The organism is Aeromonas sp. EU05-FHT14A05, from assembly GCF_058791175.1.
Map to the genome: position 1 here is coordinate 189,640 of NZ_JBYTDH010000003.1, position 14,827 is coordinate 204,466.

Genomic DNA, 14,827 nt, shown 5'->3' on the forward strand with positions numbered 1-14,827 from the left:
CTTTAGACATGGTGGTAATTGGTCAAGTTAATAGTGATTAAATTATTATTTGTGGCGTTTTAATATGTCTAGGATAGCGACATTGATAATTCAATCTATACCGATAGAATTAAAAATATTAGTTTGTGACTAGATTGATACTAAAAGTTATATAAAAAATGAATCTTATGGGTGGGGCGCCGTCTGCGGGTCCAGCGTGGCGCCAGGTGAGGGGGAGGATGGGCCGGCAAACGATGAGCCTCTGCCATCTGTGGCAGGGGCTCATCGTCAGCCAGGCCATGATGCCCTGCTGCGATGACTCAGGTCAGCTTGCCCTTGAGCAGCCATTTGTCGAGGGCATTGGCGAAGCGCTGCTTGTCGGCGGCGTTGAAGGGGGCCGGGCCGCCGGTCTGCACCCCGGCCGAGCGCAGCTCCTCCATGAAGTTGCGCATGCCGAGCCGGGCCTGGATGGTCTCGCGGGTGTAGATCTCGCCACGGGGATTGAGCGCCTCGCCACCGGCATCGATGACCCAGGAGGCGAGGGGGATGTCGCCGGTGATCACCAGATCGCCGGGCTGAACCTGCTGGGCAATGACATGATCCGCCACATCGAAACCCTTCTCCACCTGCTGGGTCTTGATGAAGGGAGAGGGGGGAACCCGCAGCCCCTGATTGGCCACCAGGGTGGTGACAACCTGGGCGCGATGGGCGGCGCGGTAGAGGATCTCCTTGACCGGAATGGGGCAGGCATCGGCATCGACCCAGATGGACATGGCATGGCTTCCTGTAGTTGAAACGGGCATGAAACGAGAGCGGGCATGGTAGCACAGGCGCCCCCTTCCCGGTGCGGGGCTGAGTCGGCCCCTGCTTTCGTGTAAGCTGGGGCCTGAGCATGAACGAGAAGGAGACGAGATGGATCGGGTGCCCAGTGACGTAATTTATGGCCTGACCCTGGATGGCAAGGGGGGGATGACCCCGCTGGCCACAGGCAGCGAGATCCCGGCAGCCCAGCCCAGCTGGGTGCATCTGGATTACGGCAATCCGGAGGCGGCCCGCTGGCTGTTGCAGACCCCCTTGCTCAATGACGCCGCGCGCGAGTCCCTGCTCGGTCAGAGCAACAGGCCCAAGCTGGTGCGGATGGGGGAGACTGTGCTGCTGATCCTGCGTGGCATCAATCACAACAAGGATCACAGGCCCGAGGAGATGGTGGCGCTGCGCATCTACATCACCCCGGATTTCATCCTCAGCAGTCGCCGTCGCTCCCTGCTGTCGGAAAAAGATGTCTTCCAGCAGTTGGTGCTGGGGGGCGGCGCCATCTCTACCGCCGACTGGTTGGTGGAGATCTGCGATGCCCTGACCGACAGGGCGGGGGAGTTTGTCGAGGAGCTGCACGATCAGATCCTGGAACTGGAAGAGATAGTGCTGATGCGTGAACTGCCCGCCAACGGGCGGTTGGCGCGGATCCGCAAGCAGCTCATCATGATCCGCCGCTATCTCTCCCCTCAGCGAGATCTGGTGGCGCGCCTCGCCAACGAGAAGCTCAGCTGGCTGGATGAGGACGATCGCCGTCGCCTGCTCGACATCGCCGATCGGCTGCGGCGCTGGCTGGACGATCTGGATGCCGGGGTGGCTCGCTCCGCCGTGCTGGCGGACGAGATCAACAACCTGACGGCGGAGGCGACCAACCGCCGTGCCTACCAGATGTCGGTGATGGCGCTGATGTTCCTGCCCGCCAGCTTCCTGACCGGCCTGTTTGGCATCAACCTGGGCGGCATCCCCGGGGCCGAGAGCCCGACCGCCTTCTGGGTCTTCTGCGGTTCCCTACTGGCGCTGGCGACCGGGCTGGCGGTCTGGCTCAAATATCGACGCTGGTGGTAAGGAGCGCACATGACGACATGGGAATCCTTTGGTGTGACCCTGCTGCTGTTGCTGGGGCATACTCTCATTCGCGGCCTCATTCACAAGAGCCTGATGGCGCTCGGCCAGAGCCGGCAGGTGAGCGAAAACCGGGTACTCTACGTGGAGCATGTGTTCCACTTCCTGCTCGGCTGCGCCACCCTGCTGATCCTGGCGGGGGTGTGGGGGCTCGACTTCTCCCGGTTGGTGGTGCTCGCCTCCTCCTTCTTCGCCGTGCTCGGGGTCGCCATGGTGGCCCAGTGGTCGATCCTCTCCAACATCACCGCCAGCATCACCATCTTCTTCGCCTTCCCCTACAAGATCGGCGACCGGATCCGCATCCTCGACAAGGATGACTCAGTGACCGGCGTCATCACCGAGATAGGCCTGTTCTACCTGCGGGTGCGGGATGACAATGGCGACCTGGTGACCTACCCGGCCAACCTGATCCTGCAAAAGCCGGTCAGGCGGCTGGAGAGCAAGGAAGCCGAGCCGCTGCAGCCGGAATGAGAAAAGGCTCCCCAGGGAGCCTTTTTGCTGGCATCTGCCTCAACGCTCGAAGAAGCGATAGAGGTGCTCGACCTGGATGGGGCAATCGGCCACCAGGTGGATATGGTCGCGAGCCTCTTCGGTCGAGGAGAAACTCATCGGGCACCCCAGGGTGTCCGTCATCATGTAGAGATGGCCATCCTGACCCCGAAACTCCACTACCCAGCCGGGGGAGATGATGTCATGCATGATCTCCGCCTCCCTGAACCTGTGCTGCTGATGAAGCGCACGCAATTCGCTGACTGTCATGACATCCTCCTGTGACTCATGGCGCCACCCTCAAGTCTAGTCGCCCGCGGCGGACGCAGGCGCAGGGAGCCGGATCGTCGGCGCATCAAGCCGCCTGGGGCTCCCGTGGCGGCTGCAGTGCGATCAGCAGCTCACCGGCCAGCGGTGACACCGGGCCTGTGACGACCCGGGGTTTTCCCCTGGCATCGACGATGAACAGGGGAATGGCGCCGGGATTGGCCTCCTGATACTGGTTCCAGTCAAAGGCGTCGCTCAGGCGGGTCGCCTTGATCTGGCCGCCCCGGCTCAGCAGGCCGCTCAGGCGGGCAAAATTCATCTCTGGCCCGAACAGATCCTGGCGTGCGCGGAAGGTGGCGCTCTCCCGATTCGCCTTGCCGTGCTGCTCGCTGGAGCGCAGGGAGTGGACTTTTTCCTCCCCGTACAGGTGGGCAAAGTGCAGCACCCCGAGGGCGTTGTTGTGACGGTTGGGGGAAAGCGCCAGCACCGTATGGATGCTGGTGAGGGGCAGGTGCAGCTCGGCGTGTTCCGATTGCGGATTGCCAAAATAGCAGGGCAGGCCGCTCATGCGGGCCAGCTTGCAATGTTCCCAGGCCGGATCGGAGAGATGGACGGGTATGCCCTGATCCGCCAGCGCCCGACCGATGGCGCGGGCCACCGAGTTGGCGCCGATCAGCAGCCAGGTGTCGGGAGCGGGCTGGCGCATACCGAGCAGTCTGGCCAGCGGGGTCGCCGTCAGGCTCTGCAACACCACGGTGAAGATGATGACGGCAAACACCAGGGGCACCAGCTTGTCGGCATCTTCAATGCCGGCCTCGTGCATGCTGATGGCGAAGGAGGCGCTGACCGCCGCCGCCACTATGCCTCGGGGGGCTATCCAGGCGAGCAGGGCGCGGGCGCGCCAGGGGAGATCCGATCCCAGGGTCGAGACCAGGATGCAGAGCGGACGGGCCACGAACTGCACCACGCAGAGCAGCACCAGCACCATGGGGCCGAGTTGCCAGAGCTGCGCCAGATCGAGGCGGGCCGCCAGCAGGATGAAGAGGGAAGAGATGAGGATGACAGCGAGATCCTCCTTGAATGCCAGCACCTCCTCCAGATCCAGTCCCTCCTGATTGGCGAGCCAGATGCCGAACACGGTCACCGCCAGCAGGCCGGACTCGTGGCTGAGCCAGTCCGACAGGGTGAAGGTGACCAGCACCAGGGCCAGCACCCCGAACTTGTGCAGGCTGACCGGCAACCAGTCCTTGCGCATGATGAGGGTGGTGATCCAGCCAGCTGCCATCCCGATCAGCGACCCCACCCCCACCGTCTTGGCCAGGGCCAGCAGGGTGTGATCGATGAGGTCCCCCTGGCTGCCGAGGCGCACCGCCTCGAACACCAGTACCGCAAACAGGGCACCGATGGGATCGATGACTATCCCCTCCCAGCGCAGGATCTTGTCCACCTCCCGTACCGGCCGAATGACGCTGAGCATGGGGGCGACCACGGTCGGCCCGGTGACCACCAGCACGGCACCGAGCACCATGGCGACCCGCCAGTCCAGCCCCAGCAGCCAGTAGCTGGCGGCGCCTATGACCGCGAAGCTGGCCAGCATGCCGGTGGAGCAGAGGTTGCGTACCACCTTGCCTATCCCCTTGAGTTCGGTCAGGTGCAGGGTCAGGGCCCCTTCAAACAGGATGATGGCGACCGAGAGCGACACCAGCGGAAACAGCAGCTCCCCCAGCAACTGGTCCGGGTCGAGTACGCCCGTCACCGGGCCGAGCAAGAGGCCGCTGAGCAGCAGGAACAGGATGGCGGGGACGCGCACGGACCAGGCGAGCCACTGGGCGAGCAGGGAGATCAGGGCGATCCCGGCGAGAGAGAGTGCAATCATGCCAACCTCGGGTGGGTAATGGGGTTGGGAGTAGTGTAGCGGGGAAGGAGGGCAAATTGACACCCGGTAGAGGCGGCCTCGGGGAGGCCGGGATCCCGGGAGTAAGCCTCAGCGGGCTGGCCTGATCAGATGGGGCTCTCTTTGTGGAGTTCGGTGACGCAGTCGGTCACCGCCAGCACCAGTGCGGAGCGCACCATCTGATCGAGCCGGTTGAGCTGCATCTGATAGAGGGGCCAGTCCTCCTCGTTGGCCGGGGGATCCTGCGGCATCATGCTGGTCTGATGGATGGCATGCAGGCGGCTTAGCAGGTCGCGGATCGGCTTGTCGCTGAAGCGATAATCCTTGGGGTCGCGTACCAGAAAATCGCGGATCTTCAGGTAGGCCTCGAGATCCTGATAGTGCTCGAGGGAGATGAGGCCGAGGGCGAAGATGAGCTTGAGGCGCACCTCCAGCTGGCCGAGGGGACCGCTCTGGTTGAGCAGGGGTTCGATGGCGTATTTGACGGCATACTCCTCCTGGCGGAACGCGCGCCGCATCAGGGAGTCGACCGCCTCTTCCAGGATGGTCACGACCTCGAGAAAGAAGCCGCGGGGGCCATCCTGCTCGTTCAGTCGCTCCAGTACATCATCTTCCTGGTGTGTGGTCATAGGTGCTCAGGGTCCGGCTGACTGGGAGAGAGTGTGCCTCTCTCCCGGTTTCTATCATATGGGGCGCATGCGCTCGGGCTGCCGGCGAGTACGCCCCATGGGGTCACTTCAAGTTGTTGTAACGGGCGACTATGGTGCGCACCACATCGCTGTTCTCATCCAGGCCGGTGACGCGGGCCAGGGTCCTGGCCGGGCCGAACTCTGCCAGCAGGGCCTGCAGCTCCACCGCCTGGGGGTCGTCATCGTTGTGATAGTGCAATGCCGCGGCTATGCCCTCCTGGAGGTGATCGCTCGGCAGGCCGTACTCCAGGGTACCGAGCAGCGGCTTCACCAGCCTGTCCCCCGCCGCCAGCTTGCGCAGCGGCTGGCGACCGACCCGGTCGATTTCATCCACCAGATAGGGGTTGGCGAAGCGGGACAGGATCTTCTCGATGTAGGCGGCATGCAGGCGCGGGTCGAAGCCGTAGCGTTTCACCAACACGGCCCCGCTCTCCTCCATGGCGCGGCGCACCTTGCTGCGGATCAGCGGATCCTCGATCGCCTCGCGCACTGTGCGATAGCCCCTCAGCTTGCCGAGGTAGGCGGTGACGATGTGGCCGGTGTTGAGGGTGAACAGCTTGCGCTCGACGAAGGCCATCAGGTTGTCGGTGGGCTCCATGCCCGCCACCTGGGGCAGCTCGCCCTTGAACTGGGTCTGGTCGACGATCCACTCGCTGAAGCTCTCCACCGTCACCTCCAGGGGATCGTCGTTGGCCGCGGCCGGTGGCACTATGCGATCCACCGCGGAGTCGACGAAGCCGACGCAGTTGTCGAGGGTGGCATGATACGCGACCGGCAGGTACTTGAGTACCTCCTGCTTGAGGTGGCTGGTGCCGCGTACCATGTTCTCGCAGGCGATGACGTTGAGGGGGGTCAGGTTGCCGGCATCGAAGCGGGCCTGCAGCCCCTTGGCCAGGGTGCTGGCGATCTTGTCCAGTATGTTGGGGCCCACCGCCGTGGTCACCAGATCGGCGGTGATGATGCGGGCTATCACTTCGTGTCCGGCGGAGCTGACGGCGGCGACGTTGCGCACCACGTCCAGTTTCTGATCCGTGCCCACCACGTGCACCTTGTACTCCTGGCGGTGGTTGAGCTGATCGATCAGGGTCTCGTTGACGTCGGCGAAGGTGACCTGATGGCTGGCGTCCGCCAGCAGTTTTCCGATGAAGCCACGGCCTATGTTGCCGGCACCAAAATGCAATGTTTTCATGAGATTAACCTCTACAACCAAAGACGATGAAGGACGATTAGGCAGCCTGTTCGGCCCCCAGCAGATCCAGGAACTCCTGGGGATCCTGGGTGCTGGCCAGCCGGTCGATGAGACCGGGTTCATCCAGTGCATTGGTCAGGCGGGTTATGACCTGAATGTGTTCGTCATTGCGGGCGGCGATGCCGATCACCAGGCGGGCCACCTCGTCGGCGGCTTCGCCGAAGGCGACCCCGGCCGGGTACTGGCAGATGACGATGCCGGTACGCTTCACGTGCTCCTTGGCGGCTATGGTGCCGTGGGGCACGGCGATGGACTCGCCGAGGTAGGTGGAGACCAGCTGCTCGCGCTCCAGCATGGCGTCGACGTAGTCCGGCGCCACATAGCCCCGCTCCGCCAGCAGCTTGCCGGCAGCCCGGATGGCGGCCTCCTTGCTCTCGGCCTTGAGGCCCAGATGCACATCCTGAAGGCTCAGGGTGAAGACCTCGGCGGCCTGTGGTTCATAGCTGTCGTCGTTGGCCGCCACCAGCAGTTGCGGGTTGGCCACGTCGTCGTTGGCCGCATTCGCCAGGCTGAGGTTCTGCACCAGCTCCTGATAGAGGGCGTTGTCGAGGAAGTTGGAGAGGGAGATGTGCCGGGCGTGGGGCGCATGGCGACGGGCACGGTCGGTCAGATCCTTGTGGGTGATGACCAGATCCACCTGATCGTCCAGGTTGTTGATGGCACGATTGGTGACGCTGATGTCGAGACCGGCGGCCTGCACCCGCTTGCGCAGCATGCCGGCGCCCATGGCGCTGGAGCCCATGCCCGCATCGCAGGCGACCACGATATTGCGCACCGCGGTCAGCTCGGCACCTGGCCTCTTGGCCGCTGTGGTTTCGGGTTTGGCACCCTTCATGGCCTTCATCTTGCGGGTGGCTTCACCCAGGGCATCGGCCTCGTCGGCTTCCGGCTGCTGGGCACGGACGAACACGGCGGCGACCAGGAAGGAGACGGTGGCGGAGGCGATGATGGAGAGCAGCACCCCGATCAGGGAGGCTTTCGGCGTCATCAGCAGCACGGCGAAGATGGAGCCCGGGGAGGCGGGGGAGACCAGACCGGCGTTGAACAGGGTCAGGGTGAAGACCCCTGTCATGCCACCTGCGATCACCGCCAGGATGAGGCGCGGGTTCATCAGCACATAGGGGAAGTAGATCTCGTGGATGCCACCGAAGAAGTGAATGATGGAGGCACCGGCGGCGGACTGCTTGGCGGCGCCACGGCCGAACACCATGTAGGCCAGCAGCACCCCCAGACCCGGACCCGGGTTCGCTTCGATCAGGAAGAAGATGGAACGACCCTGCTCGGTGGCCTGCTGGATCCCCAGCGGCGAGAAGATGCCGTGGTTGATGGCGTTGTTGAGGAAGAGGATCTTGGCCGGTTCGACGAAGATGGAGGTCAGCGGCAGCAGGCTGTGGGCGACCAGGAAGTCGACACCGCCGGCCAGGGCGCCGGAGAGCACCTTGACGAAGGGACCGATCACGAAGAAGGCGAGGATGGCGCACAACATGCCGATGATGCCGGCGGAGAAGTTGTTGACCAGCATCTCGAAGCCGCTCTTGACCCGGCCCTCCATCGCCTTGTCGAAGCGCTTGATGGCCCAGCCACCCAGCGGACCGACCATCATGGCGCCCATGAACATGGGGATGTCGGTCCCCACGATGACGCCCATGGTGGTGATGGCACCGACTACGGCACCCCGCTCACCCCCGATCAGCTTGCCGCCGGTATAGCCAATCAGCAGGGGCAGCAGGTAGGTGATCATGGGGCCGACCAGCTTGGCCAAGGTTTCGTTTGGCAGCCAGCCGGTGGGGATGAAGAGGGCGGTAATGAAACCCCAGGCGATGAAGGCGCCTATGTTGGGCATGACCATATTGGACAGGAAGCGTCCAAAATTCTGTATCTTGACTTTGGTATCCGGTGATAACATGTCGGGACCCCGTTTTAAGCCTGTGTGATTAAAAGTGGTAGTCGGGATGACGGGTTTTGCCGAACCCCCATCCCAGTCGTCTAAGCAACTTCAATCTACCAGCTTGTGATCAAATTAGGCTGAAAACGGGGTGTCTTGTGACCCAGCTCTCAAATACCCCGACCTCCCCCCTCCCAACACAGTGACGCCGATCACATTCAGGTGCTGTAGTTTGGCTACATTTCGATCTTTCCCATCGTGAACGGCATTTTAATGTGATGCACCTCACCTTTTGTAGTTTGCGCAAACCCCGTGTCAATGTGATTCTTGTCACAAAGTTATCATTTGTACCCAATTGGAGCATATCTGGTGGCGCCAGATCAGAGGGTAACGGCGATGGATCTCGCGCCATCATCAACTACTAATCAATGAATCAGTGGTTTTGTAACCCACTTTCAGTTTTGCTCCCCGCACTTTCGGCTATTCGGCTCTGTCCCGCCTCCTTTGGCAGGCCCTGATTGGCCTCCCTGGCGACGCCTGCCAATGCCCGCAGCGACAAGATGAGAGTGTCGGCAGGGGTGTCGGCACAGATGCAAGCAGAGGCCGACCCCGCCCATTCACCTCCCTGATGTTTCTGCCGGGTTGCCGCGCCCATAAAAAAAGCCCGCAGTATCGCGGGCTCTTGGCATGCAGGGGGGCGGGGCTTATTCCGCCTTGGGGGCCGCGTCGGCCGCCGCCTCGCTGCTCTCGCTCGCTGGGCTCTCGGCCACAGGTGCTTCCGGGGCCGGGCCCGGCACCAGGGCCACCGCCGGCTTGGCGATGAGGGAGCGGGTCTCTTCCACCGCCTCGGTCAGCTTCACCTCGATGATCTGGCCAAGCTCATAGACCACCTCGGTCTTGTCCAGGTAGACGCGACCGTTGTCCCAGTTGCACTCCAGCCTGTCCTTGTTGTCCAGGATGTGGCGGGCGGGCATGAAGACCACGGCGCCGTTCTCCTGCAGACGCAGCTTGAGGCCGGCGCGCATCACGTCGATGATCTCAGCGTTGAACACCTGATCGGTACCGGCTGCGGCCTGGAGGTAACGGACATAGAGCCAGTCGCCGATGTCGCGCTCCACCCTGCGGTGCAGACGGCGGCACTCGGTCAGGTGTTCGGTGAGCTCCTGGCTCGGACGCATCCCCGGGGCCTTGCCGGCGATGACGGCCTTGAGCAGGCGATGGTTGACCATATCGCCGTATTTGCGGATCGGGGACGTCCAGGTGGCGTAGGCATCCAGGCCCAGGCCGTAGTGGGCACCCGGCTCGGCGGACATCAGGGCATAGCTCTGGAAGCGGCGGATCTTGCCGTCCAGCCAGCGGGTGTCCAGGCTGTCGATCCAGCGGCGCAGGGCGCAGAAGCCGGACAGGCTGGCGATCTCTTCCTTCTCGAACGGCGCCTCGGCGCTCTTGAGCAGATCGATGGCGCCGTCGAGAGACTCCTCGTCAAAGCCGGTGTGGACGTTGAAGATGCCGTAACCGACGCTCTTGCCCAATACGCGACCGGCGCAGATGTTGGCGGCGATCATCGACTCCTCGATCATCCGGTTGGCGATGCGGCGCGGCTCCACGTGGATCGCCAGCACGGCGCCGTTCTCACCCAGCTCGAAGTCGTAGTCGGGACGGTCCGGGAACACCAGGGCGTGCTCGGTACGCCACTTGATCCGCGCCTCCGTCATCGCCTTCATCAGCGGCAGCTGGGCCAGGACGCCGGCATCTATGGTCAGCTCCTTGCCGTGCTCGGCCCAGTCGGAGACGTCGTCATAGTTCAGACGGGCGTGGGAGACGATGCGGGCGGCGAAGAACTCGGTCTCCTCCAGCAGCAGGCCATCCTCGGCGATCAGCAGGCGGGCGCACAGGGTGTTGCGCTCCTCGCCCTCTTTCAGGGAGCAGAGCTCGTCGGAGAGGGTGCGGGGTATCATGGGCACGTTGCGGCCCGGCATGTAGACGGTGAAGGCGCGCTTGGCGGCTTCCTGGTCCAGCTCGCTGCCTTCGGCCACATAGGCGGTCGGGTCGGCGATGGCCACCAGCAGCTCCCAGCCGTTGTCCAGTTTGCGGATGGACAGGGCATCGTCCATGTCCTTGGTCTTGGCGCCGTCGACGGTGAAGAAGGGCACCTGGGTCAGATCGCGACGGGGCAGCTCTTCCTCTTCGATGACGTTCCACTCGGGCAGGTCCGCCGGCTCGATCTGGGCCAGGTTGTGGCGCGCCAGCACCACCCACCAGGGCACGTTGTGATCGTCCTTGTCGGCGATGAGCTGGGTGATCTCGGCGGAGAAGTTGCCATCCACCAGGGCGTGGCGCTTGAGGGTCGCCACCACCCAATCCCCTTCCTTGAAGGACTTCTCGTCCAGACCCTTCTTGGCGCGGGCCTTGATGGCGTCCTTGATGAGGGGGTGATCAGGCACCACGTTGAGGCGGTCGCGGAACATCTTGACGCGGCCGACGAAGCGGACCACGGCCTGTTCCAGCAGGGCATCCGGCTCGGCCACTTCCTTCTCTTTCTCGGTACGGATCAGGGCGCTCACCCGGTCACCGTGCATCACCTTCTTCATGTAGGGAGGCGGCACGAAATAGCTGGTCTTCTCATCGACCTCCAGAAAGCCGAAGCCCCGATCGGAGGCGCGAATCACACCCTCTTTCTTGGGGATGTTTTCGCGGATTTGTTGCTTGAGCTGGGCCAGCAGCGGATTGTCTTGGAACATAAGTGAGGAACCTGAGTGGAGACCTGATGAAGAATCGCCCAGCACTATACGTTTTTACCCCTCCAAAGCCAAGGTGAATGGCCCGCTCAGCGGGGTTGCAGTGCCCGGCGGCCCTGCTCGATCAGGCGCAAGGAGATCTGCTTGTGCAGCCCCCGCTCCAGCACCCAGCGGTGCCAGTAGAGGCGCTCGACCAGGTGGAGATCCGGGCTGAGATCGAGCAGCAGCCCCTGTGCGAGCTGCTGGCGGATCTGCAACTCGGGAATGAGGCAGCAGGCCAGTCCCTGCTCGGCCATGGCGACGAAGGCCTCCGACGAGCGCACCGTGTGGCAGGGGTAACCGCCGGGGGCCAGGGCGAAGTGGCGGGCCATGAAGCTGACGTGCATGTCGTCGCGCTGATCGAAGGCGACCGCCGGTGCCTTGGCCAGTGCCGCCGGGGTGAGCCCCTGGGGGAAGTGGCGGGCGACGAAGGCGGGGCTGGCGGTCAGCAGGTAGCGCATCTCGCCGAGCTCGTCGACGCAGCAGCCTGCCAGCGGCTGGGGTTGCAGGCTAACGGCGCCGAACGCCTGGCCCTCGCGCACCCGATCCAGGGTGCGGCTCTCGTCATCCACCAGCAGGTTCAGCTCTATGGGGTGCTGCTCCAGCAGCGGCGCCAGGGCGGGCAGGAACCAGGTGGCCAGGCTGTCGGCGTTGACGGCGATGCTGACCCGGATCGGCGCCTGGGGCTCGCTGGGGGAGAGTTCCCCCGCCAGCTCCAGCTCCAGCTGGCGCACCTGGCGGTAGTGGGCCAGCAGCTTCTGCCCGAGGGCCGTGGCCTGCAGGGGCTGGCTGCGGATGATCAGCGGCTCGGCAAACTGCTGCTCCAGCTGCTTGATGCGCTGGGAGATGGCGGACTGGGTGAGGTGCAGACGCTGGGCGGCGCGCTCGAAGTTTTGCTCCTGCATCACGGCATCCAGCGCCAGCAGCAGCTTGTAGTCCAGCGTCTTCATCAGCATTCCTTATCAGAGAAGGGGATTGAGCAAGGATGCTACTGGAGCGGGGGCGGAAGAACAACCAGGCCAGACGACGGGCACTGCGTGGGGGCATCCCGGGGCTGTCACTGTGAGATGTGACAGTAGCGACAGAATGAGATTCATAAGATACTCATTCGGTCCGTTTTTGCATGGGGTGGAAACGGGCCATAGCGAGAGTTTTGGTCCCGGGTGTCAGCCCGGGACTTTTTTATGGGGTCAGCTCATGCCGAGCAGTTCCCCGGCCGTAGCGTACTCCCCCCGCAGGGGACGGCTGACGGCGCGCTCGAAGCGCTCGTCCAGATGGAAGCGGATCCCCACCCCGCGCACGGCCCCCAGATCCACCGCCTGACGGTGACCGAGCCGCTCTATGGGTAGTCCGAGGCGGCGGAAGATGCGCTCCACCGGCAGGCTGACCACGGCCACCAGCTCCCGGATCCCCTGCTCCCTGGCGAAGGCATGGACTTCGCGGAAGATGACGCAGGTCAGCTCGCTGATGCCGTTGTCGAGCGCGGGTGCGCGGCCGGCATCGATGGCGAGCCGGGTCAGCTCCCAGACATCGGCGCCGCGCGGGGGGCGCTCGCCGGCGAGGGCACCGGGAAAGATGCTGGGCAGCATGTAGTCCTGGGCGCAGCTGAGCAGCCTGATGCATCCGCACAGACCCTCTTCATCTTCAATCAGCACCCAGTGGGTATCGGGCTTGTCGAAGCTGTCCCGCTCCAGACCCCGGTGGGATTCCACGTCCCAGCCGAGCCGATCGGAGAAGACTCGCTTGCGAAAGCGATAAAGCTCGTTTTCGACCTCCCATCTGGGGTGTTCTTTCAATTTTCCTTTGAAAACAAGCATTCATGTCTCTCCATTTCATGGTTAGGCGCTATAATCCAAGGCCTTGGCCAGGGGAGGCTAGCCTATGACACGCGACCAACTGCTTGAGTATCTGGAACATTTCACGCTGGTAACGGATGGAAACCGGCTGGCCGAGCTGATCGGCCGCTTCACTCTGGGAATGGGCTACGACTACTATCGATTCGCGCTCATCCTGCCCATGTCGATGCAAAGGCCCAAAGTGGTGTTGTTCAACCAGTGCCCCGACTCCTGGGTGCAGGCCTACACGGTGAACAACATGCTGGCCTGCGATCCCATCATCCAGCTCGCCCGCACGCAGACCCTGCCCATCTACTGGAACCGGCTGGACGAGAAGGCGCGCTTCCTGCAAGAGGGGAGCATGGATGTGATGGGGCTGGCGGCGGAGTTCGGGCTGCGCAACGGCATCTCGTTTCCGTTGCACGGGGCGGCGGGGGAGAACGGCATACTGTCGTTCATCACCCGGGAGCGGGCGTCCAGCGACCTGCTGCTGGAGTCCTCGCCCATCCTCTCCTGGATGTCCAACTACATCTTCGAGGCGGCGATCCGGATAGTGCGCCAAAGCATGAGGGAGGATGATCCCCAGGAGGCCCTGACGGAAAGAGAGACCGAGTGTCTGTTCTGGGCCAGCGACGGGAAGACATCGGGGGAGATCGCCTGCATCCTCGGGATCACCGAGCGCACCGTGAACTACCACCTCAACCAGGTCACCCGCAAGACGGGGTCGATGAATCGCTACCAGGCCATCGCCAAGGGGGTCAGCAGCGGCATACTGCTGCCGAATCTGGAGCAGGTCGTGGTCACCAACTTCCCCAGACTGTTGCAGTGAATGCCGGCCGGGTGACGCTGACCTGTCGCCCGGTCTCTCCTCTGTCGCCATCACCCACTGTCCCAAGCCGATCCTGTCACTCCGGCGATTCTCGGGGCGGGCTCCCGGGGCCACAATTGTCAGATCCTGCAATTGACAGCCTGTCAGATGTCGTTTTTTGCCCCGTCTTATCAGTTTTTTGAATGCATCAGAAAATGAATGAATTTCTCTGATTTCACGCCTCCCCTTATAGTGCCCCCAGATCTCCCACACAAAGGTTTGTCCATGTTCGCGACCACACTGCAAGGCTTTACCCTCGGCCTTGCCATGATTATCCCCATAGGTGCCCAGAACGCCTTCGTGCTGAGCCGGGGCATTCACCGCAACCACCATCTGCTGGCGGCGACCCTCTGCTGCCTGTGCGATCTCGTGCTGATCGGCATAGGGGTGTTTGGCGGAGCCAACCTGCTGGCGGCCAGCCCCATCGGCCTGGCGCTGCTGACCTGGGGCGGCGTGCTGTTTCTCGGCTGGTTCGGGGTGCGCTCCCTTGGCAGTGCCTGGCGCGGGCAGGGGGCTGCCCTGGCGGACTCTCCCCAGCTGATGGGGGTCAAGAGCGTGCTGGCCATGACGCTGGGGGTGACCCTGCTCAACCCCCACGTCTATCTGGATACCCTGATGCTGCTCGGCTCCTTCGGCAGCCAGTTTGCCGAGGATCTGCGGCCCGCCTTCGCCGCAGGGGCCATGCTGGCCTCCCTGGTGTGGTTTTACGGACTGGCGGTCGGGGCGGCGGCGCTTTCTCCCTGGCTTGCCCGGAGCAGGGTGCAGCAAGTCATTGATATGGTTGTTGGTATCATAATGCTGGTGCTGGCGGTCAAGCTGGCCAGCGGGGCTCTGCTGGCCTCATAAGGCTATTTTTGTGCCGGGCTTCATAAAAATGAGTCCCGGTGTCATCTGCTGACATATTCGTCTGTTAAATTCCCGCCGCTGGTAAAGCGTTACTCATAATAAAAGGGAAAAGAC

General features: G+C 63.2%; 13 protein-coding genes. 4 read left to right on the forward strand and 9 right to left on the reverse strand.

Annotation, left to right across the window (positions count from 1 at the left end; genetic code table 11):
* Nucleotides 1-299 precede the first annotated feature (299 nt).
* Nucleotides 300-752, reverse strand: coding sequence for a YaiI/YqxD family protein (locus AC3WR3_RS06115; protein ID WP_202047499.1), 453 nt, complete (start codon nucleotides 750-752; stop codon nucleotides 300-302).
* 139 nt (nucleotides 753-891) lie between these two features.
* On the opposite strand from AC3WR3_RS06115, the gene zntB reads away from it, so the two are divergent.
* Together zntB and AC3WR3_RS06125 are read left to right on the forward strand one after the other, a co-directional pair.
* Nucleotides 892-1,857 carry a zinc transporter ZntB gene (gene zntB / locus AC3WR3_RS06120; protein WP_202047498.1) on the forward strand — a complete coding sequence of 322 codons (966 nt, stop codon included), beginning with the start codon at nucleotides 892-894 and terminating at the stop codon, nucleotides 1,855-1,857.
* Nucleotides 1,858-1,866: 9 nt separating this feature from the next.
* Nucleotides 1,867-2,385 carry a mechanosensitive ion channel domain-containing protein gene (locus tag AC3WR3_RS06125; protein ID WP_139438827.1) on the forward strand — a complete coding sequence of 173 codons (519 nt, stop codon included), beginning with the start codon at nucleotides 1,867-1,869 and terminating at the stop codon, nucleotides 2,383-2,385.
* A 39-nt stretch (nucleotides 2,386-2,424) separates the two neighbouring features.
* Here the strand turns inward: AC3WR3_RS06125 and AC3WR3_RS06130 are convergent, their stop codons facing one another.
* The 8 genes from AC3WR3_RS06130 to AC3WR3_RS06165 form a co-directional block, all read right to left on the reverse strand.
* Nucleotides 2,425-2,673, reverse strand: a complete 249-nt coding sequence (locus tag AC3WR3_RS06130; RefSeq protein ID WP_025325558.1) for a hypothetical protein — start codon at nucleotides 2,671-2,673, stop codon at nucleotides 2,425-2,427.
* Nucleotides 2,674-2,758: 85 nt separating this feature from the next.
* A complete protein-coding gene (locus tag AC3WR3_RS06135; protein ID WP_492291452.1) occupies nucleotides 2,759-4,546 on the reverse strand; it encodes a cation:proton antiporter in 1,788 nt (595 codons plus the stop codon).
* A 125-nt stretch (nucleotides 4,547-4,671) separates the two neighbouring features.
* On the reverse strand, nucleotides 4,672-5,193 hold the full coding sequence (locus tag AC3WR3_RS06140) for an MltR family transcriptional regulator (RefSeq protein WP_025325560.1): 522 nt from the start codon (nucleotides 5,191-5,193) through the stop codon (nucleotides 4,672-4,674).
* A gap of 103 nt (nucleotides 5,194-5,296) precedes the next feature.
* Nucleotides 5,297-6,442 carry a mannitol-1-phosphate 5-dehydrogenase gene (locus AC3WR3_RS06145; RefSeq protein ID WP_202047495.1) on the reverse strand — a complete coding sequence of 382 codons (1,146 nt, stop codon included), beginning with the start codon at nucleotides 6,440-6,442 and terminating at the stop codon, nucleotides 5,297-5,299.
* A gap of 37 nt (nucleotides 6,443-6,479) precedes the next feature.
* Nucleotides 6,480-8,408, reverse strand: a complete 1,929-nt coding sequence (locus AC3WR3_RS06150) for a PTS mannitol transporter subunit IICBA (protein WP_492291453.1) — start codon at nucleotides 8,406-8,408, stop codon at nucleotides 6,480-6,482.
* A gap of 683 nt (nucleotides 8,409-9,091) precedes the next feature.
* Nucleotides 9,092-11,128, reverse strand: a complete 2,037-nt coding sequence (locus AC3WR3_RS06155; RefSeq protein ID WP_492291454.1) for an exoribonuclease II — start codon at nucleotides 11,126-11,128, stop codon at nucleotides 9,092-9,094.
* A gap of 86 nt (nucleotides 11,129-11,214) precedes the next feature.
* Nucleotides 11,215-12,114 (reverse strand): LysR family transcriptional regulator ArgP, encoded by a 900-nt coding sequence (locus AC3WR3_RS06160; RefSeq protein ID WP_319912248.1) that lies wholly within the window; start codon nucleotides 12,112-12,114, stop codon nucleotides 11,215-11,217.
* A gap of 240 nt (nucleotides 12,115-12,354) precedes the next feature.
* Nucleotides 12,355-12,981: an acyl-homoserine-lactone synthase gene (locus AC3WR3_RS06165; protein WP_265437064.1), complete on the reverse strand. Its 627-nt coding sequence runs from the start codon at nucleotides 12,979-12,981 to the stop codon at nucleotides 12,355-12,357.
* Between the two features lie 64 nt (nucleotides 12,982-13,045).
* Here AC3WR3_RS06165 and AC3WR3_RS06170 point away from each other — a divergent pair, with 64 nt between their 5' ends.
* Both AC3WR3_RS06170 and lysE read left to right on the forward strand, forming a co-directional pair.
* Nucleotides 13,046-13,828, forward strand: coding sequence for a LuxR family transcriptional regulator (locus tag AC3WR3_RS06170; protein WP_005324972.1), 783 nt, complete (start codon nucleotides 13,046-13,048; stop codon nucleotides 13,826-13,828).
* A 264-nt stretch (nucleotides 13,829-14,092) separates the two neighbouring features.
* Nucleotides 14,093-14,713 carry an L-lysine exporter gene (gene lysE, locus AC3WR3_RS06175; protein WP_139438811.1) on the forward strand — a complete coding sequence of 207 codons (621 nt, stop codon included), beginning with the start codon at nucleotides 14,093-14,095 and terminating at the stop codon, nucleotides 14,711-14,713.
* The last annotated feature ends 114 nt before the right edge of the window (nucleotides 14,714-14,827 follow it).